Here is an 18,844-nt window from a genome sequence, read left to right as displayed (position 1 = left end):
CTATCAGGCAACAAAATCGGCTGCAAAGCCGCGCCAATACTGGTTTTTTTCGCCCCTTAACTTCCCTAACAGTAAATACATAACTTTTAGTAGAAGCGCGCCGTTTCGGTGGACAACTGCCAAACGGCACGAAATGCAGAGGCGACAGCCCGGCTTTCCAGCAGGGAGGGCCGCGCCATGATCCTCGCTCTGCTCAACCAGAAAGGCGGTGTCGGCAAGACCACGCTCGCCACGCACATCGCGGGCGAACTGGCGCTGCGCGGCCAGCATGTCGTGCTGCTGGATGCCGACCCGCAGGGTTCGTCGCTGGACTGGACGCAGCGCAGAAGCCAGCAAGGCTTGCCACGGCTGTTCAGCGCCGTGGGCCTGGCCCGCGAAACGCTGCATCAGGAAGCGCCAGAACTCGCCAGGCGGGCCGATCACGTCGTCATTGATGGGCCACCCAGGATTGCCGCCTTGGCGCGCTCCGCGCTGCTGGCGGCCGAGCGTGTGCTGATCCCGGTGCAGCCCAGCCCCTATGACGTGTGGGCCAGCGCTGAGATGGTGGCGCTGATCCGCGAAGCGCAGGTGTTCCGTCCGCTGCTCCGTGCAGCCTTCGTCATCAACCGGCGCGTCAGCACCACCGTCATCGGGCGCGAAGCGCGGCAATCGCTGGCCGAACAGCCGCTGCCTGCGCTGCGCTCGGAAGTGCATCAGCGCATCGTGTTCGCCGACAGCGTGGCCGCTGGCCGGCTCGCACGCGAGACAGCGCCCGACAGCGCCGCCGCCCGCGAAATCACCGCCCTGGTGGACGAACTGCTGCGGTGGCCGACATGACAGCGCAGCAGCCACCCAACGGTAAACGCACGGGCAAGCGCGTCGGCATCGGCACACGTCCGCCCGCGAATCCGCACGCCGAGGCGTGGATTCGCCAGGGCGACGCCGATGCGCTGGGCAAAGGCGACCTCTACACCGCGCGCCTGACCCTCGACATCACACCCGCCATGCGGGCGCGCATCAAGGTGTCGGCCTTCACGCAAGGCGTGACCGTGGCCGATCTGCTGCGCGGACTGCTGGAGCGGGAGTTTCCCGAGCACTCCAGGGAGAACACACCATGACCGCATCCACTGCACCAGCCGCCGCGCCTGCCGCTGTCGCGGCCACGGCTGCGCCACAGCCACCATTCATCGCGCCTTCCAGCCAGCCCGCCAGCGCACCGCTGACGCGCGTGGCGCTGGCCTACATCGAGGCCCGCTTCAAGCTTTACCTGCGCTTCGGCGAACCCGCACGTACCCACCAGCTCGACCGCTGGCGGCGTAGCGCGGTGTTCCTGCCGGGCGCGATGCTCTGCCGCATCCGCTGGCAGGCCAACGACTACGGAACGATCCGCTGGCAGCTCATGGTGATGCAGGCGTGCACGCCACTGGACACCATGCAGCGCATTCCCGGCGTGCAGCCGGGCGCGCGCTTGCTGCTGCACGCCGAAGGCGATGCCAGCGTGCGTGCCGTGCTGGAACGCATTGACGGCATCGAGACGCTGGGCATCGCCGCCATCGACGTGTCGCCCGCGTACTGGCGCACGCTGGGCAACCGTCTGGCGGCGCGCTTTGCGCTGCCCGAATACACGGCCGAACGGCACGCCGCCTGGCTGGCCGGGAGGGGGCTGCCATGACCGCCCCAATCAGCACGGCCAGCACCACAGGCACCGCGCCGCGTCCTCGCTCACGCCTGCGCGCTCGCATCGTGCTGGCGACACTGGCCACCATCGGCTTTGCTGCGCTGGCCTGGGCGGCTTTCGTGTCGCCGCTGCCGCGCCTGACCTACAACCCGTCCGACAGCGTGGCAGTCGGCTGGTATCGCATTGACCTGTTCGACCCGCGCACCGCCTCGCTGCCACGTCCCTTGTCCGTGGACAGCATCGTGCTGGTGCCGTTGCCGGCCACGGCCGCCACACTCGCTGCGCAGCGCGGCTATCTGCCGGTGCGCGTGCCGCTGCTCAAACGTGTGGGCGCGGTCGCGCCGCAACACGTCTGCATCGTCGCCGGTCAGGTACGCATCGACGGCGTCCCTTCGGCCGCCGTGCTGCCCGCCGATCGGATGGGCCGGGCGCTGCCGTCCTTGCCGCTTTGCCGCCGCCTCGAACCGGGCGAGCTGTTCCTGTTGAGCGTGACCAATCCGGCATCGTTCGACAGCCGATATTTCGGCCCGGTCAGCGCATCCACCGTGATCGGCGTTGCGCGCCCGATCTGGCTGGAGACACGCCCATGATGGCCGCCGATTCGCTGCGCTCCGGTGTGCTATCGGGCATGTCGTTCCGCTGCCTGCTGCCATGTCGCCGCGCCTGCCGTGCAGGTGCATTCGCACCGCACGTCGCACAGCATCCGGCGCAGCCGTCCAACGTGCAGGCGTCTTGCCTCGAACGCGCCCGGCCTGCGGCCATTGGCGCGTTCGCCGGCGCGCTGGCTGCAAGCAACGACGCGCCGCCGGGCCGCCGACGCCCGGAGCGACAGCGAGGGGCAAAGGCGGAAGGCAAGACAAAAGGACGCGGCACCGGGCCGCGTCGAAAGCCAGTCTGCACATGGGGGTGGCGCGGCACGGAGCGGCTTTGCCGCCGTGCCGCGTTCGGCGCGAAGGTCGCGCCAATGCAGGCATGTCCGCGTGCTTCGCACGACAGGACACGCTGGAGCTTGCAGGGAGAACGGCCATGACCGACCGCCGCGACGACGATTTCCGGGTGCGCCCCAGCGCCCCGAAAAACCGGGGCAAAGGCCAGGGCCAGAGCTTCGTTTCCAAGGTACTCAAGCAGGCCGGGAAAGCCAGCAGCGGCAAGTCGGCGGTGCGCCGTCCTGGGGCGGCTGGCACCGGCCAGCGTCCCGGCTCGCGCCTGGGGCGCGGCCATACGGCGGCGCGTTTCGCGGGCGCGAAGCTGACGTCCATGTCGCGGCGCGTGACCATCAAGACCTTGCTGGTCAATCACCAGCGGGCCAGTCCGCAATCTCTCGCCAAGCACCTGCGCTACGTCGAGCGCGACGGCGCGGGCCGCGATGGCGAACCGGGTCGGGCCTACGGGCCGCAGGCCGACGAAGCCGACTTGGATGCCTTCAAGGAACGCTGCGCCGACGACCGGCACCATTTCCGCTTCATCGTCTCGCCGGAAGATGGGGCCGAACTGGACGACCTGCGCACGTACACGCGGCACCTGATGGGCCGCATGGAAGCCGACCTGGGCACGCGGCTGGATTGGGTGGCGGTCGATCACTGGAACACCGACAACCCGCACACCCACTTGATCGTGCGCGGGCGCGACGACACCGGCAAAGACCTCATCATCACGGGCGACTATATCGCCCACGGCTTCCGCCATCGGGCCGCCGAGCTGGCGACGGAATGGCTGGGGCCGCGCACCGAACTGGAGATTCAGCAGACCTTGCAGCGCGAGGTGGAGCAAGAGCGGTGGACGAGCCTCGACCGTACCCTGCAACGTGAGGCCGGCGAGGATGGCCGGGTGCAGGTCGAACGCTTCAACGAACCGACGCTGCAACGCCAGCGCCTGCTGCTGATCGGTCGCCTGCAACGCTTGCAGCGCCTGGGCCTGGCCGACGAGGTGCAGCCTGGCACCTGGGCCGTGCATGCGGACGCGGAAAAGACCTTGCGCGCCTTGGGCGAACGTGGCGACATTATCCGAACGATGCAGCGTGCCATGCGCGGTGAGCCGCGCGAGCTGGCGGTGTTCGAGCCGGGCGACGACGGCCGCACCATCGTCGGCCGCGTCGCTGCCAAGGGGCTGGCCGACGAGCTGCACGACCGCGGCTATCTGGTCATCGACGGCATTGACGGCAAGGCCCACTACGTTGCCTTGAACGCCCGCGACGAGCTGGCGAACTATCCCACCGGCGCGGTGGTGGAAGTGAAGGGGGGATCGGCCAACCTGCGCGCGGCCGACAAGAACATCGCCGCGCTGGCGAGCGATGGCTTGTACCGCACCGATCACCACCTGGCGATCGAGCAAGGCCGGGTCAAGCCCGGACACGATCCGCAGGAGGTTGTCGCCGCCCACGTTCGCCGGCTGGAAGCACTGCGCCGCGCCGGCATCGTAGAGCGCGTGGCTGAAGGGTTATGGAAGGTGCCGGACGACCTGGCCGAACGTGGCCGCCAGTACGACGCACAGCGGCTGGGTGGTGTCACCGTGGAGCTGAAATCGCACTTGCCCATCGAGCGGCAGGCGCGCGTGATCGGCGCGACCTGGCTGGATCAGCAGTTGATCGGCGGCGGCCGAGGGCTGGGCGACCTGGGCTTTGGTGGCGACACCAAGGGAGCCTTGCAGCAGCGCACTGACTTCCTCGAAGAACAGGGGTTGGCCCAACGGCGCGGGCAGCGCGTAATCCTCGCCCGCAATCTGCTGGGCACGTTGCGCAATCGGGAACTGGCGCAAGCCGCCAAGGACATTGCCGCCGACACCGGCCTGGAGCATCGCCCGGTTGCGGACGGGCAGCGCGTAGCTGGCATCTACCGGCGCTCCGTCATGCTCGCCAGCGGACGCTACGCGATGCTCGATGATGGCATGGGCTTCTCGCTGGTGCCGTGGAGGTCAGTGATCGAGCAGCGGCTGGGGCAACAGATTGCCGCGACGGTGCACGGTGGCGGGGTATCGTGGGAGATTGGGCGGAAGCGTGGGCAATCCATAGTATGACCCCACCACCGTTGGCTTGATCGCTTGTGGAGAAATGCACGGTCGCCAGTTTGAATCGCAAAACTCTGACTTCTCCTTCAAGCAATAGCGTTGTAGCGGCCGGTGCCCTCAGGCCAAGGCGTCAGTACCTCGAATCCCTCGGCCGTCACCGCGACCATGTGCTCCCACTGCGCGGACAGTGAATGGTCTCGCGTGACGACAGTCCAGCCGTCGCCGAGCTGCTTGGTATCAGGCTTGCCGGCGTTGAGCATCGGCTCAATGGTGAAGACCATGCCTTCCTCCAACCGCAGCCCTTGGCCGGGACTGCCGTAATGCAGTACCTGCGGTTCGTCGTGGTAGACCTGTCCGATGCCGTGGCCGCAGTATTCGCGCACGACGCTGAACCGTTCGCGTTGCGCCACGGTCTGGATGGCATACCCGACGTCGCCCAGCGTGGCGCCGGGACGCACGGCCCGAATGCCGGCGCACATCGCTTCGTAGGTCGTGTCCACCAGCCGACGCGCCAGCGGGCCGGGCTCGCCGACGAAGTACATGCGGCTGGTGTCGCCGAACCAGCCGTCCTTGACGACGGCAATGTCGATATTGACGATGTCCCCCTTCTTCAAGACCTTCTGCGTCGAAGGAATGCCGTGGCAGACCACGTGGTTGACGGAAGTGCAGACGGTCTTCGGGAAGCCGTGGTAGCCGACGTTGCCGGGAACGGCCCGCTGCACGTTGACGATGTGGTCGTGGCACAGGCGATCTAGTTCTTCGGTGGTGACGCCCGGCTTCACATGCGCCGAAATCATGTGCAGCACCTCGGCGGCCAGCGCCCCGGCGGCGCGCGCCATGGCGATTTCCGCCGGCGACTTGATAAAACCTCGCTTACGCATGTCCATAACAATCTTCCTCTTAGCGGACGACTCACGCCTCTTCGTCGCGGTGGTCGGCCTCGCCGCGTTTCCAGTAGCCCGTTGCATTCAGGCGGGTTCGATCGACGCCACGCACTTTCATCAGCCTGCGAATGGCGGCTACCTGCGCGGATTCGGCCGCGACCCAAATCATCGCGGCGTCCCCTGCAACGTCCAACGCCTTGGGGGCAGCTTCCAGCAGCGGCATGGAAGACGCTTGCGCGTCGTCGTCACGGAACAGCCAACTCACGGACAATGCGGCTGCACTGGTCAGAGCCTGCCGCTCGGCTGGGTTGGCCACCTCAGCAAACACTTGCGCTTTGGCGTGCGCCGGCAGTGCTTCCAGGATCGCACCGATCGCGGGCAATGCCGTTTCGTCACCGAACAGCAGGTAGTGTTCCGTGGCGGGATCGATGGAAAAGCCGCTGCGCGGATGCACGTCGCTGATCTCGAACCCATCGCCGACCTGCACGCGCTCGGCCCAGGCGGACACGGGGCCGTTGTCGCCGTGCAGAAAGATGTCGATGTCAAGTTCATGGGTGGCCTGGTCGAAGCAGCGAACCGTATAGGCTCGCCCGCTGCTGCGTTGGCCGTTTCCCAGCGGGACGAACAGCTTGAACCATTGGGACGGAAGACCGGGCCGCAGCGTGGACAGGCAACTGCCATCAATGGTGATGCGCTTCATGTGTGGCGCAACCTGCTGGCAGCGGGTGACCGTCACGGGATGCAGTTGGTAAGGGGGACGTTCGGATGACATATCGGTATGCTCGATGATCGATGGCGGGCCATTGCGCGCTACGACGCAGCGGCTGACGTGGGGTGCCCAGGCAGCAGTCCCTTGGCCATCTCCATCGCTTCCTCGCGTGACGAAGCAAGAATCAACGGGTAGCCCCAGAACTTGGCGAAGACCACCGCAAACGCCTTGAAGCCCAGGCGCTTGGCCGGGCTGGGTTCGACCAGGACCATCGCCAGAACCAGCTTGCGCAACTCGGTCTTGTGCTTCTTCATCCAGAGCGAAGTGCGCTTCTTTTCTTCCGGCGTGTGCTCATGGTCTGCGTCCGGCGCCGAATCGCTCAGCAGCACGAACGGTTCGCCGCGCTTCAGGTTGGCCTCGAATTCCTCGAAGTCCTTTTCGGGGTCATGCCCCGGCTCCTGCGAAAAACTCATCCAGACGAAGGGGAAGTTCGAGCTATTCATCGACATCACGTGCTCCTTTGCTCTTGAGGTGGCGCCAGGCCGCGACGATGGCGCATAGGCCGGGCAGCGCGATGAAGAACACGGCCGAGAACGCGATGTGCCCGCCATCCCGCAGCCCATCGAAGACTCCAGCGGCGGTGTTCAGGATGACCATCAGGCCGCCAAGACTCAGTGCGGCCCATTGCGTCCTGGCAGTTCCGGCCAAGGCCAGCAGTACCGTGACGATCCAGGCGCCATAGAACGCGGAGACCATCCACAGCGCGCCGGCATCGAACGTGATGGTGGGCATCGCGCCGTGCGCCACCACGTAGTCGTTGACGTAGGAGAACGATTGCAGCGTCACGAATAGCACGGCACCAACGGCGGTGGTCAGCCAGAACAAGGCAATCCTGTTCTGTTGGTGGGTCACGGTCACAGGGGGCTGCTGGCAGGGCGGGGATTTGGACAACATGGCTTTCTCTCTGGCGAAGCTCGGATATTCGGGAGGGCGGATGCGCCACGCGGGCACACTCACAACTTGTAGTTCAGCGTCACCATCACGTTGCGCGGTGCGCCATAAGTCACGGTGTCGAAGTCGCCCTTCTGTAGCGCGTACTTCTTGTCGAACAAGTTGTTGACGTTGACTGCCACGTTGATCTTCTTCGTGATGGCGTAACGCCCCACCAGTGACACCAGGGCATAAGAACTCTGCTCCCCGCCCAGTGAGCTGGTGCCGGTGTTTGGGGCCTGGTAGATGCGGCTTTGCCATTTGACGCCTCCACCCAGCGTCAATTTGTTCCACTCTCCCGGCAACTGGTAGGTGGTGAATAGCTGGGCCGTGGTGCGCGGTATTTGCGAATTCAAGCGGACGTCATCGCCATCTTTCGCCGTGAAGTGGGCGATACCAGCGTAGATGTTCCAGCCACGCGCCAACTCGCCCTGTAAGTCCAGCTCGATCCCGCGCGACTTCGTGCCATCGACGCCTTTGTAGGCTTGGGCGCCGCCTGGCGTATAGCTTCCGGCGACGATCTGTGCCGCGTTGTCCAGCTCGGTCTCGAACAAGGCGACCGACGCATTCAGACGCCCGTCGAGGTACTCGCCTTTCAGGCCGATTTCCTTGGTTTTCCCCTTGGACGGCATGAGCACGTTGCCGTTGCTGTCCCGATAATCGGTCTGCGGGTTGAAGATGCCGGTGTAGCTGAGGTAGGCCGAGTAGGTCTTGCCGATGTCGTAGATCAAGCCGGCATATGGGGTGAATTCGCTGGTCTTCTTGTAGTGGAAAGGCGTGCCGCTGACGCTCTCGTCGATTTCATAGTTGCTGAAGCGGCCGCCGACGATGAGCTTCAGAGGATCGGCCAGCGAAAACCGGGCGGCGCTGTAGAAGCCGCTCTGCTTGATCCTGGTGCGCGTCGGGATCGAAGCCATGGCATCGAAGTCGGGTCGGGGATAGGCAGTGCTCAGGTCATAGACATTGACTGGCACAAAGCCTGGATAGAACGGCGAGACTTCCTCCTTGCTGGCGGTGCGACGCGAACTCGTCGCCCCGACCACCAGTTCATGCTGACGGCCCAGCAGCTCGAAGGGGCCGCTGGCCATCACATCGAAGGTGTTTTGACGGCTGCGCCCTTGGGCCGCCAGTGCCACCGGATAGGCCCCGTAGGGATAGGTACCCAGTCCCGTGCTGCGATCGGGGTAACCGACCAAGCCGAGTAACTCGGCATCGTATTCGGTGCGGTACTGGTTGGCGACGGCCCGGACGTTCCAGCCGTTGGCGAAGCGGTGCTCGATTTCGGCAAACGCCGTCTTGAGCGTGTTGTCCCAATAGCTCCAGTCCTGCGCGTAGGTCTTGGAGCGCGAATACTCCGCCTGCGTGCCGTCGCTGAACCATAGCGGCAAGCCGCCCCAGGTCGAGCCTTTCGGCGTGATGTCCTGATAGTCGTAGCCCAGGCTCACCGTCGTGTCCTCGGTCAGATCCGCCTCGATGATGCCGTAGAACCCCTTCCTCTCCGGCTTGTAGCCGTCGATGTACGAGTGTCCGTCCTGGTACGTTCCCACCATGCGCGCGCGGATGCGACCGTCCTCGGTCAGCGGTGTCGAGACGTCGGCCATGCCCCGGTAGGTGTCCCAGCTCCCTGCGCCGAGCGAGGCGGCCGCCGAGAATTCACGGGTCGGCCGTTTGCGCACCAAGTTGATTGCGGCCGAGGGGTTGCCGGTGCCGGTCAGCAAGCCGGAGGCGCCGCGCACGACTTCGACACGATCATAGAACGCGGTATCGAGAGAACCGATGCCGCTGCCGTTGATGATGTCGCCGACGACAGTGGGTATGCCGTCGTATTGAATGTTGTTGATCAGGAAGCCGCGCGAATAGAAGCTCGTTCTCTCGCTGTCGGACTGGTACGACGCGACGCCCGTGGTGTTCTCCAGCACGTCCTGCACCGAATTCAATTGCTGGTCGTCCATACGCTGGCGCGTGATGACCGTCACCGACTGCGGTGTTTCCCGCAGCGACAGCGGCAGGCGGGTCGCCGCCGCCGTCTCGCCGGTGGTGTAGGAACCTGTACCCTCGGTTGCCGCCGCATCCACGCGGCCCGTTACGGTGACGGCCGGCAAGGTCATCGCCTCTTGAGACGATTTTTCCCCATCCTTGTTTTGGATCTGTGTTGGCTCGGCGGCGAATGCGCCCTGCGCGCTAATGAAAATTGCCGCCGCAACTGCCGAGCCAAGCATAGTGCGGGGCGCGCTCCTCATGACGCCCTTGCACGGCCCATCCAGATGAGGATAGACGGCGGGCATTGCGCGCACATCAATTTGCCAACGGAGCTTTCCAGTAGTCGTGAGATCTAGCATCAAACAATACTCATTTGCGTTTAGATGCTTTATTTGACAATGGAACTGAACGGGCATGATGGTGAAATTAAGCCAGATTGTTATTCAGTTAGGCCAAATTCAATTGTCTCCATGCCTTTGGCCGTATTGCGAAATAAATTGACTTGCTTTCGCAATGTAGAACTGTGCTCACACGGATAGACTGCGCTTCATCGTGGTTTGTCATGCCTCAATCCAGCGTGCTTGGCCGGCCGAACGAATACCCCGTTCTTCCCGAGGAAATTCCCCTATGCACTCACTTTGCCTTGGTGGATCGGCCCCGCACAGCCGATCACGCGCCATCCCCATCCCCGTTGTCGTCGGGAGGAACGCATGAGCACCGCCGTTATCTCCCGTGCCAAACCCGTTGTTATCAGCGTCATTGGCCTCGTCGTGGTCTTCGGCCTGCTGTATGCCTGGCGTACCACCCGCAGCGGTGGCGCTGAACACCACGCCATGCCGCCGATGCCGGTCTCGACGATACGCGCCGAACCTCGCGGCGTGGCCGAGGAGTTGCAGGCCGTCGGCAATTTGCAAGCCGTGCGCGAAGTGCTGCTGGCCCCCGACACGTCGGGCCGCGTGACCGCCATCAATTTCGACGCCGGCCAGTCCGTGAAGGAAGGGACGGTGCTGATTCAGCTCTACGACGCTCCCGAACAAGCGGATCGTGCCGCTGCTGCGGCCAAGGCCGATTTCACCCAGTTGCAACTCCGGCGCTCGCAGGAACTGGCCCCTACCGGCGCCGAGCCACGTGAATTGCTCGAACAACGCAAGGCGGAGGCCGCCCAGGCCGTCGCGGCGGTGCGGCAACTGGACGCACGTATCCAGCAGAAAAGCATTCGCGCGCCGTTCTCCGGCCAGATCGGCATCCGGCGGATCAATCCCGGCCAGTACCTCAATGCCGGCGATGCGATCGCCACGCTGACCCAGCTCGACCCGCTCTACGTCAACTTCACGCTGCCGCAGCAGGACTTGTCCAAGCTGACGCCGGGCGCGCCGGTGCAGGTCACAGTGGACGCCGCGCCGGGTCGGGTATTCACCGCCAAAATCAGCACCATCGAACCGCGCATCGACGGCGAAACCCGCAACGTGGCCGTGCAAGCACTGTTGCCCAATGCCGATCGGCTGCTGAGGTCCGGCATGTACGCGACGGCGCGGCTGGCGTTGCCCGTCACGACCGACGCCATCGTGTTGCCGCTGACGGCGATCCAGACTTCGGCTTCCGGTGACAGCGTGGTGCTCGTGCAAGATGCCGACGCGCAGGGAATCGGTAAGGCGGTCGCCGTGCCGGTCGTCACTGGTCGCCGGCTCGGCGAGGAAGTCCTAGTGACGCATGGCGTCAAGCCCGGCGACATCGTGGTGACAGCGGGCCAGAACCGGCTACCGCCCGGCGCGACGGTGAAGATCAACGCGGCCGCTCCTGCCGCCGCAGTGCTGCGTGCCGCCCCGGCGGTGGCATCTACCGCCAGCGCACGCTAGGGAGACGACACGATGCATTTCACCGACATTTTCATCCGCCGCCCCATCCTGGCACTGGTGGTCAGCCTGTTGATCCTGCTGATGGGTGCCACCGCCGTGTTCATGCTGCCCGTGCGGCAGTACCCCTATCTCGAAAACGCCACCATCAGCGTGAGCACCACCTTGCCAGGCGCGACCCAGGAAGTGATGCAAGGCTTCGTGACCACACCGATCGCGCAGTCCATCGCCACGGCCAGCGGCATCGAGTACCTCAGTTCGACCACCACGCAGGGCAAGAGCGAGATCAAGGCGCGGCTGGTGCTCAACGCCAATGCCGATCGCGCGATGACCGAAATCCTCGCCAAGGTGCAGCAGGTCAAGTACCAGTTGCCGACTGGCGTGACCGATCCGGTCATCAGCAAGTCCACCGAAGGCGGCACCGCCGTGCAGTACGTCGCCTTCTACAGCGACACGCTGTCGATCCCGCAGGTGACAGACTTCGCCACCCGCGTGGCGCAGCCGCTGTTCACCGGCATTCCCGGCGTCGCTTCGGCAGACATCATGGGCGGGCAGACGCTGGCCATGCGTATCTGGATCGATCCGGTAAGGCTGGCCGCGCGCGGTTTGTCGGCCGGAGAGATTGCGGCCGCGCTGCGCGCCAACAACGTGCAGGCCGCGCCAGGCCAGCTCAAGAGCGCGCTGACCGTCACCAACATCAGCGCCGCCACCGACCTGCGCGGCGTCGAGGACTTCCGCCAGATGGTCATCAAGTCCAGCCCCGAGGGTGGTCTGGTGCGGCTGTCCGACGTGGCCACGGTGGAGATTGGTGGACAGAACTACAACAACGCCGCGTTCGCTACCGGCAAGCCGGCGATCTTCATCGGCATCCAGCCCGCGCCCGACGGCAACCCGATCGACATCGTCAAGCAGGCCAAGGAACTGATTCCCAAGATCCGCGAAATGGCGCCGCCTGGACTGAAGGTCTCGCCCAACTACGACATCGCAACCTTCGTCAACGCCTCCATCGAGGAGGTCAAGCACACGCTGGTCGAAGCGATCGTGATCGTCATCGTGGTGATCTTCCTATTCCTTGGCACCTTCCGCGCGGTCATCATTCCGGTGGTCACCATCCCGCTGTCGCTGGTTGGCACCGCCGCGCTGATGCTGGCCTGCGGCTTCTCGATCAACCTGCTGACGCTGCTGGCGATGGTGCTGGCGATCGGCTTGGTGGTCGATGACGCCATCGTGGTGGTGGAGAACATTCATCGCCACATCGAGGAAGGCTACACGCCGGTGCGTGCAGCCCTGCTGGGCGCGCGCGAGATCGTCGGGCCGGTGATTGCCATGACCATTACGCTGGCGGCCGTCTACGCTCCCATCGGCATGATGGGGGGGCTGACCGGCGCACTGTTCAAGGAGTTCGCCTTCACGCTGGCTGGCTCGGTCATCGTCTCGGGCGTGGTCGCACTGACACTCTCGCCGGTCATGAGTTCGATGCTGTTGAGTTCGGCGCAGGGCGAGGGACGACTGGCCAAACGCGTCGAGCACACCATGCAAGGGCTGACCGCTTTCTACGGACGCCTGCTGGCACGCACGCTGGCCGCGCGCGGCGCGGTTCTGCTGGTGGGTGCGGTGGTATTGGCGGCCATCGTGGTGCTGTTCAATGGCACGCGCCACGAACTGGCACCAATGGAAGACCAGGGCATCGTACTGGCCGTCACCAAGGCGCCGCAGTATGCGGGAGTGGGCTACACCACCCGCTATGCCGAGCAGATCGAGAAGATATTCGAGTCGATCCCTGAGTTCGACAGCAGCTTCATGCATATCGCCGGCATTGCTGGCGGCCAGAACCAGATGCTCGGCGGTGCGATCCTGAAGGACTGGTCCGAGCGCAAGCGTTCGGCCACCGAAATCCAAGGTCAGATCCAGGCTGCGGGCGCCGCCATCGACGGAGAAACCGTCACGGCCGTGCAGATGCCTCCATTGCCGGGTTCCAGCGGCGGTCTACCCGTGCAAATGGTGCTGCGCTCGCCCGATGAGTTCCAGACGCTGTACGAGACCGGCGAGAAGATCAAGACGGCCGCCTATGCCAGCGGGTTGTTCCTCTACGTGCAGAACGACCTGTCCTACGACAGCCCGCAGGCGCATATCACCATCGACAATGCGAGGGCCAGCGAAATGGGCGTGACCATGCAGTCCGTCGCCGATACGCTGGCGGTGCTGGTCGGCGAGAACTACGTCAATCGCTTCAACTTCCACGACCGCTCCTACGACGTGATCCCGCAGGTGCGCGGTGGCGAACGCATGACGCCGGAAGACCTCGGACGCTTCTACGTCAAGGCGACTTCCGGCGCGCTGGTGCCGCTGTCAACCGTGACCCGCGTCGAGATGCGTCCGCAGGCCAACCAGCTCACCCAGTTCGGCCAGATGAACTCCGCCACGCTGGAAATGCTGCCGGCACCGGGCGTAAGCATGGGCGAGGCCGTGAAGTTCCTGCAATCGCAGCCGCTGCCACCCGGCACCAGCGTGGACTGGCTCAGCGACAGCCGCCAATTCGTCCAGGAAGGCAACCGCTTGCTGGTGTCTTTCTGCTTCGCGCTGGTGGTGATCTTCCTGGTGCTGGCGGCGCAGTTCGAGAGCCTGCGCGATCCGCTGGTGATCCTGGTGACGGTGCCGCTGGCGGTCTGCGGTGCCTTGGTGCCGCTGTGGCTGGGTTTTGCCACGCTCAATATCTACACACAGATCGGACTGGTCACGCTTATCGGCCTGATCTCCAAGCACGGCATCCTGATGGTCACATTCGCAAACCACATCCAGCATCACGAAAACTTGAGTCGCATCGAGGCCATCGAGAAGGCCGCAGCGGTGCGTATGCGCCCCGTCCTGATGACCACTGCCGCTATGGTCGCCGGCCTGGTGCCGCTGCTGTTCGCAGATGGCGCGGGTTCAGCCAGCCGCTTTTCCATCGGCATTGTGGTGGTGATGGGCATGCTGGTCGGCACCTTCTTCACGCTGTTCGTGCTGCCCACCATCTACAGCTTCATCGCCAAGGATCACCGGGCGGCAGCGGAAAGTCCCCGCGCCCGTGAACTCGCCACTGCGGAGGCCCCTGATGTCGCGCTCTAAACCGATTGCTGCCATGACTACTGCTTTGCATCCGGCCATGTTTCCCCCTCGGCGCGCTGCCTTCATGGCCATTGCCGTTGCCGTGATCACCGCAGGCTGCGCCAGCGGCCCCGACTATCGCGCTCCGGCCACGCCGGAAACCGCGGCAGGCCCCTTCGTCAGCACGCCAGCCGATACGGACACCGCTGCATCACTGCCGGCGGACTGGTGGAAGCTGTATGACGATCCCGCACTCGACAATCTGGTGCAGGAAGCCCTGTCGGCCAATACCAACCTGCGCGTGACGCTGGCCAACCTCGACCGCGCACGAGCCATCTACACCGAAGCGCGCGGTGGCCTGTTTCCCTCGACCAACGTGTCGGCGGGCGCAGGCTACGGCCGCGACCAGTCCACGTGGACGGGCACCGGCCAGGCGCCCACACAATGGAGCTACAGCGGTGGCCTCGACGTCTCCTACGAACTCGATCTGTTCGGCCGGGTCAGGCGCGACATCGAGGCCGCACGCTACGACACCGATGCAGTCGCCGCTGCCCATGATGCCGTCAAGGTCGTCGTCGTCGCCGAGACGACACGCGCCTATGTGGACGCCTGCACCTATGGCGAATCCATCGGCGTCGCGCACTCGTCCATTGAACTGGCTCAGCGCAGCCTGGATCTGGTTAGTCGCCAGGAACACGCCGGCTCAGCGTCGCATCTGGATGTGGAACGGGCCGGTGTCACGCTGGCCAAGGCCCGGGCCGCCTTGCCGCCGTTGCAGGGTCAGCGGGATGCCGCGTTGTTCGAGCTGGCCGCGCTGATGGGCCGCACGCCGTCGCAAGTGCCCGAGTCGGCGCGCGCCTGCACCCAGGCACCGGAGATCGCGGGGGCGCTGCCGATCGGTGATGGCACCGCGCTGCTGCGCCGCCGCCCGGACTTGCGCCAGGCCGAGCGCCAACTGGCCGCCGATACCGCACGCATCGGCGTGGCTGTGGCCGACCTCTATCCGCGCGTCACGCTGGGCGCCTCTGGCAACTACCTGCGCAACGACTACCTGAAAGGCAATCGCACCTGGTCGTTCTCCTTCGGGCCGCTGATCTCCTGGAGCTTCCCCAACACGATGGTCGCACGTAGCCGCATCGCACAGGCAAAGGCGCAAAACGCGGCATCGTTGGCCAGCTTCGATGGTGCCGTGCTGAATGCCCTGAAGGAGTCCGAACAATCGTTGAGTGCCTACGGCGCCGCGATGCAGCAGCGCGAGGCACTGATCGAAGCGCGCGACCGGGCCGAAAAAGCCTTCCAGTTGGCCGACCAGCGTTACCACGCCGGGTCTATCAGCTACCTCGACGTGATCGTCGCGCAGACCAGTCTGATCGACACGAAATCGCAGGTAGCCGCTGCCGACCAGCGCGTAGGTTCCGCACGGGTCAGCGTGTTCAAGGCGCTTGGTGGCGGATGGGAACAGGCCACTACGCAGTAGCTCCTACGGACATGGGCGCGGTGGCGGCCCCACCATCGCGCCCATGTCCGAGACCAACCATTAGCCACGCCCGTCCGCATTGTCACAAACAACCGCAGATCCGGCATAGCGAAGGAATACAGATATGGAACCGCACGATGACCCACCTCGGATCATTGACCTGATTACATCATTCGGCAGCAAGAACCTGCCGTCGGGCAAACACATGATGAAGCACACCGCAGCAGCCAGTCCCGTGACCAGATCGCCGATGTTGTCTCAGGAACAACGATTGGCGGCGAGCCGACTGCGACCGACGATCGCTCGTACCAGTGTCTTGAACGCGCTGGAGAAGGCGACGCCGAGCTGTCTCGATGCCAGCCAGATGTATCGCATCCTCAGCACGCAACTCGATAGCCTCACGCCGGCCTCGATCTACCGTGCGCTGAATGATTTATGGATTGCTGGGCTGCTGGTTCGCACGGAAGGCGCACATGGGCGCGCGTTCTATGCCATCAAACCGGACGGGCTAAACGCCCACTACGACACACTGCGATGTCACTGTGGTGCGCGACTGGTTTTCATTGAAGACCAAGTATTGCGTGAACACCTGCGGTCGCTGGCGCGCGAGGAAGGCTTCGCTCTCGACAGGGAGCCAGCCTTTACCATCACCATGACGTGTACGAAATGTCGGCAACTCTGCAAGGGGGGACAGTAGTCGGTCTCAAGCCAAGACCGCCTGATCCGAAAGGGACTCATCCCTCATGCGATTGCCCGCACCACGCCACCATCAACGCGAAGCGCGGCGCCTGTCGTTGCAGATGCGCGCGCGCTACAGACATAGGCAATCATCGCGGCAACCTCATCCGGCGTCGAAAGACGTTGAAGCACCGAAGATGGGCGGGCCGTTGCGAAGAACTCACGCTCCACGGTTGCGGCATCAACGCCGCGGCTCGCAGCTAATTCGGCAACAAAGCCGCCAACGCCCTCGGAGGCAGTCGGGCCGGGAAGCACGCTGTTGACCGTGACGTCGGTGCCTACGAGCGTCTCTGCAAGCCCGCGTGAAATGGCAAGTTGCGCAGTCTTGGTCATGCCGTAATGGATCATTTCGGCGGGAATCTGCAAGGCCGATTCGCTCGATACGAACACGATGCGCCCCCAGTTGCGCGCCCGCATTCCCTGCACGTAATGGCGCGATAGGCGGACTCCACTTAACACATTCGTCTCGAAGAAACGAATCCAGTCCGCGTCTGGAATCTGCTCGAATGGTTTGGGCTCGAAGATGCCTAGGTTGTTGACCAGAACGTCGATGTCTGGAAGTTCCCCTGTCAGAAACTCACAGCCTTCGCTACGGCTCAGGTCGGCGACAATCCCGGTAATGATTGCGCCGGGAAGTTCGCGTTTCAGCGCATCCACTGCGCTATCGACGCGAGCCTGAGTTCGGCCATTTACCGTGACAGAGGCTCCCTCTGCTGCCAATGCGCGGGCGGTGGCCAGCCCGATGCCTGCTGTTGAGCCAGTCACCAGTGCCCGCCTACCTTTTAGTCCGAAATCCATGATCTAACTCCAATTTTTCCTACTAAGCCTCCAATCTATCGGCCTTTTCGGAAGTCTTGATAGCGATACTGGGTCAAAGCGTTACTCAATCCAGACAACTTTGCGCGTTGGGTAGCCGCACGATCCAGTCAAGGTGAGACTTGATCGGGAAGCATGATGCCGGGTACGGGGGCAGACTCAGCACTGGTCGTTCGGTCGGAGAGGTATCGTGCTGGCGGCTTGCCTACCGCCTTGCGGAACATGGTGACGAATCCACTGGCATTTTCGTAACCCAGCTCCAACGCCACCGCCTGCACGCTTTCGCCCTTGGTCAGGCGTTGAAGCGCAAGGATCACATGCAGCTGCCGGCGCCAACGTCCGAAGCTCATCCCGATTTCGTGCAGCAGGAGCCGGCTCATGCTTCGCTCGCTCATGCCAATGCGGATAGCCCAATCGCCCTTCGAGGTTTTATCGGTGGGATCGGCCAACAGCATTTCCGCGAGCCGACGCAATCGCGGATCGCGCGGCATCGGCAAATGCAGGTCTTCCACCGGAGCCGCCACCAACTCATCCAGCAGGGCGGCAATCAGCCGTTCTTCCCGGCTCTCCAGCGCGTACAGCTCGGGAAAACCTGCCGCCTTCAGAAGCAACTCGCGTAACAGCGGGGATACCGAAATCGTGCAGCAGGTTTTCGGAAGATCCGGTGCGGCATCAGGCTCCACGAACAGGCAATAACATTCCGTTTCACCCGATCCCCGGGCCGAGTGGGGCAAGTCTCCCGGTATCCATACAGCACACTGCGGTGGCACGATCCAGACGCCATCTTCGATTTCGCAATTGAGGATGCCGCGAACGGAGTAAAGCAGTTGCGCCTTGCGATGCTGATGCTTCGCATGCTCCCAGTCCTTTGTTACCGACGTGGCACTCAGGGCGACAACGGGCCGAGGAACGTTATCGACGTCCCTGGTCACAGTCAGATCGGTGATGGCAATGCTCGACATGGTGAGTGCTGAACCTCGGATCGAAGACGAGGAGTTGGCCTAATTGAAATATATTATGGCCAACTTGTGCAATGACGTCCAGTCATTCCGTAGGTATCGTGCAATTGACATGCTGGCCGTTCTGCTCGCTCGGAGCATGGCTCGTCCTGACCTGGGAGAGGCCCATTTTTCTGACGAGGCATGGCCGCCGGCAATTTCTCGTTATGTTCCGAAGGAGTATTGGCATGCAGATTGACGCCACGCAGTTCCCTCTAGTCTGGATGCGACTGAACGCGCCGGGCACCGATCCCGAAGCTTCACCTTTTGCCGAATTCGAGGCATTGCTCGCACGCAAGAAAGTCTTTGTTCTGCTCAACGACGAGGGACTTGATAAAGGCGATCACGAACATTCGCCGGAAGAAATGAAGCAAACCTCGCTTTGGATGAAACGCCACAAGAGCGAATTGCGGGCCCTCGTCAAGGCTGGGATCTACATCGAGCCGAATACCGCCAAGCGGCTGGCGACTAAAGCGTTCGCCTTGGTGTATGAGAAGTTCTGGGGCTATCCCATGCTCATGGTTGCCACCAAGGACGAGGCGCTGGCCTTGGCGCAGACATTGTTGCCAAGCGAACAAGCAGAGACACGGGCACTTTAGGCCCGACTAACTTCCACGAGTGCTAAAGCTGGGAGTTGTCCCGAAAGAGGTGA

Annotated in this window: 17 protein-coding genes; 10 read left to right on the top strand and 7 right to left on the bottom strand. The window is 63.7% G+C overall.

The window, feature by feature from the left end; translation table 11 throughout:
- Positions 1-177: 177 nt before the first annotated feature.
- From parA to E6B08_RS23500, 5 genes are all read left to right on the top strand, one after another.
- Positions 178-816 (top strand): ParA family partition ATPase, encoded by a 639-nt coding sequence (gene parA, locus E6B08_RS23525; protein WP_115759669.1) that lies wholly within the window; start codon positions 178-180, stop codon positions 814-816.
- On the top strand, positions 813-1,097 hold the full coding sequence (locus E6B08_RS23520; protein WP_115759868.1) for a chromosome partitioning protein ParB: 285 nt from the start codon (positions 813-815) through the stop codon (positions 1,095-1,097). The genes parA and E6B08_RS23520 overlap by 4 nt, the downstream gene beginning before the upstream one ends.
- The gene (locus E6B08_RS23515) at positions 1,094-1,651 is read left to right on the top strand and encodes a DUF2840 domain-containing protein (RefSeq protein ID WP_115759668.1); all 558 of its coding nucleotides are present in this window, start codon (positions 1,094-1,096) and stop codon (positions 1,649-1,651) included. Before E6B08_RS23520 ends, E6B08_RS23515 begins: the two co-directional genes overlap by 4 nt.
- Complete coding sequence (locus tag E6B08_RS23510) at positions 1,648-2,247, top strand: S26 family signal peptidase (protein WP_115759667.1); 600 nt, start codon at positions 1,648-1,650, stop codon at positions 2,245-2,247. Before E6B08_RS23515 ends, E6B08_RS23510 begins: the two co-directional genes overlap by 4 nt.
- Positions 2,248-2,683: 436 nt before the next feature.
- Entirely contained in the window at positions 2,684-4,669 is a 1,986-nt protein-coding gene (locus E6B08_RS23500; RefSeq protein ID WP_115759665.1) for a relaxase/mobilization nuclease and DUF3363 domain-containing protein, read from the top strand.
- 77 nt (positions 4,670-4,746) lie between these two features.
- On the opposite strand, the gene map is transcribed toward E6B08_RS23500, so the two are convergent.
- The 5 genes from map to fhuE all read right to left on the bottom strand — a co-directional run bounded on the left by map (position 4,747) and on the right by fhuE (position 9,582).
- On the bottom strand, positions 4,747-5,541 hold the full coding sequence (map, locus tag E6B08_RS23495; protein ID WP_105807194.1) for a type I methionyl aminopeptidase: 795 nt from the start codon (positions 5,539-5,541) through the stop codon (positions 4,747-4,749).
- 31 nt (positions 5,542-5,572) lie between these two features.
- Positions 5,573-6,244, bottom strand: coding sequence for a siderophore-interacting protein (locus E6B08_RS23490; RefSeq protein ID WP_161564182.1), 672 nt, complete (start codon positions 6,242-6,244; stop codon positions 5,573-5,575).
- Positions 6,245-6,354: 110 nt separating this feature from the next.
- The gene (locus E6B08_RS23485) at positions 6,355-6,762 is read right to left on the bottom strand and encodes a hypothetical protein (protein WP_115759663.1); all 408 of its coding nucleotides are present in this window, start codon (positions 6,760-6,762) and stop codon (positions 6,355-6,357) included.
- On the bottom strand, positions 6,749-7,207 hold the full coding sequence (locus E6B08_RS23480) for a hypothetical protein (RefSeq protein ID WP_115759662.1): 459 nt from the start codon (positions 7,205-7,207) through the stop codon (positions 6,749-6,751). Before E6B08_RS23480 ends, E6B08_RS23485 begins: the two co-directional genes overlap by 14 nt.
- Before the next feature lie 59 nt (positions 7,208-7,266).
- Entirely contained in the window at positions 7,267-9,582 is a 2,316-nt protein-coding gene (fhuE, locus tag E6B08_RS23475; RefSeq protein ID WP_236080026.1) for a ferric-rhodotorulic acid/ferric-coprogen receptor FhuE, read from the bottom strand.
- Between the two features lie 351 nt (positions 9,583-9,933).
- Between fhuE and E6B08_RS23470 the strand changes: the two genes are divergently transcribed.
- The 4 genes from E6B08_RS23470 to E6B08_RS23455 all read left to right on the top strand — a co-directional run bounded on the left by E6B08_RS23470 (position 9,934) and on the right by E6B08_RS23455 (position 16,337).
- Positions 9,934-11,079 (top strand): efflux RND transporter periplasmic adaptor subunit, encoded by a 1,146-nt coding sequence (locus E6B08_RS23470; RefSeq protein ID WP_115759660.1) that lies wholly within the window; start codon positions 9,934-9,936, stop codon positions 11,077-11,079.
- A gap of 12 nt (positions 11,080-11,091) precedes the next feature.
- Complete coding sequence (locus E6B08_RS23465) at positions 11,092-14,184, top strand: efflux RND transporter permease subunit (protein ID WP_115759659.1); 3,093 nt, start codon at positions 11,092-11,094, stop codon at positions 14,182-14,184.
- Positions 14,185-14,197: 13 nt separating this feature from the next.
- Positions 14,198-15,640 carry an efflux transporter outer membrane subunit gene (locus E6B08_RS23460; RefSeq protein WP_238349257.1) on the top strand — a complete coding sequence of 481 codons (1,443 nt, stop codon included), beginning with the start codon at positions 14,198-14,200 and terminating at the stop codon, positions 15,638-15,640.
- Positions 15,641-15,764: 124 nt separating this feature from the next.
- On the top strand, positions 15,765-16,337 hold the full coding sequence (locus E6B08_RS23455; RefSeq protein ID WP_105807156.1) for a Fur family transcriptional regulator: 573 nt from the start codon (positions 15,765-15,767) through the stop codon (positions 16,335-16,337).
- 44 nt (positions 16,338-16,381) lie between these two features.
- Here E6B08_RS23455 and E6B08_RS23450 read toward each other — a convergent pair whose 3' ends face one another.
- Both E6B08_RS23450 and E6B08_RS23445 read right to left on the bottom strand, forming a co-directional pair.
- Positions 16,382-17,176 (bottom strand): SDR family NAD(P)-dependent oxidoreductase, encoded by a 795-nt coding sequence (locus E6B08_RS23450; RefSeq protein ID WP_115759657.1) that lies wholly within the window; start codon positions 17,174-17,176, stop codon positions 16,382-16,384.
- Positions 17,177-17,304: 128 nt separating this feature from the next.
- A complete protein-coding gene (locus E6B08_RS23445; RefSeq protein WP_115759656.1) occupies positions 17,305-18,156 on the bottom strand; it encodes an AraC family transcriptional regulator in 852 nt (283 codons plus the stop codon).
- Between the two features lie 224 nt (positions 18,157-18,380).
- On the opposite strand from E6B08_RS23445, the gene E6B08_RS23440 reads away from it, so the two are divergent.
- Positions 18,381-18,791, top strand: a complete 411-nt coding sequence (locus E6B08_RS23440; protein WP_115759655.1) for a hypothetical protein — start codon at positions 18,381-18,383, stop codon at positions 18,789-18,791.
- Positions 18,792-18,844 lie beyond the last annotated feature (53 nt).

The organism is Pseudomonas putida (assembly GCF_005080685.1).
GTDB classification, from domain to species: Bacteria; Pseudomonadota; Gammaproteobacteria; order Pseudomonadales; family Pseudomonadaceae; genus Aquipseudomonas; species Aquipseudomonas putida_V.
The sequence above is the reverse complement of the archived record's forward strand: the minus strand, read 5'-3'. Positions and strand labels throughout refer to the sequence as shown.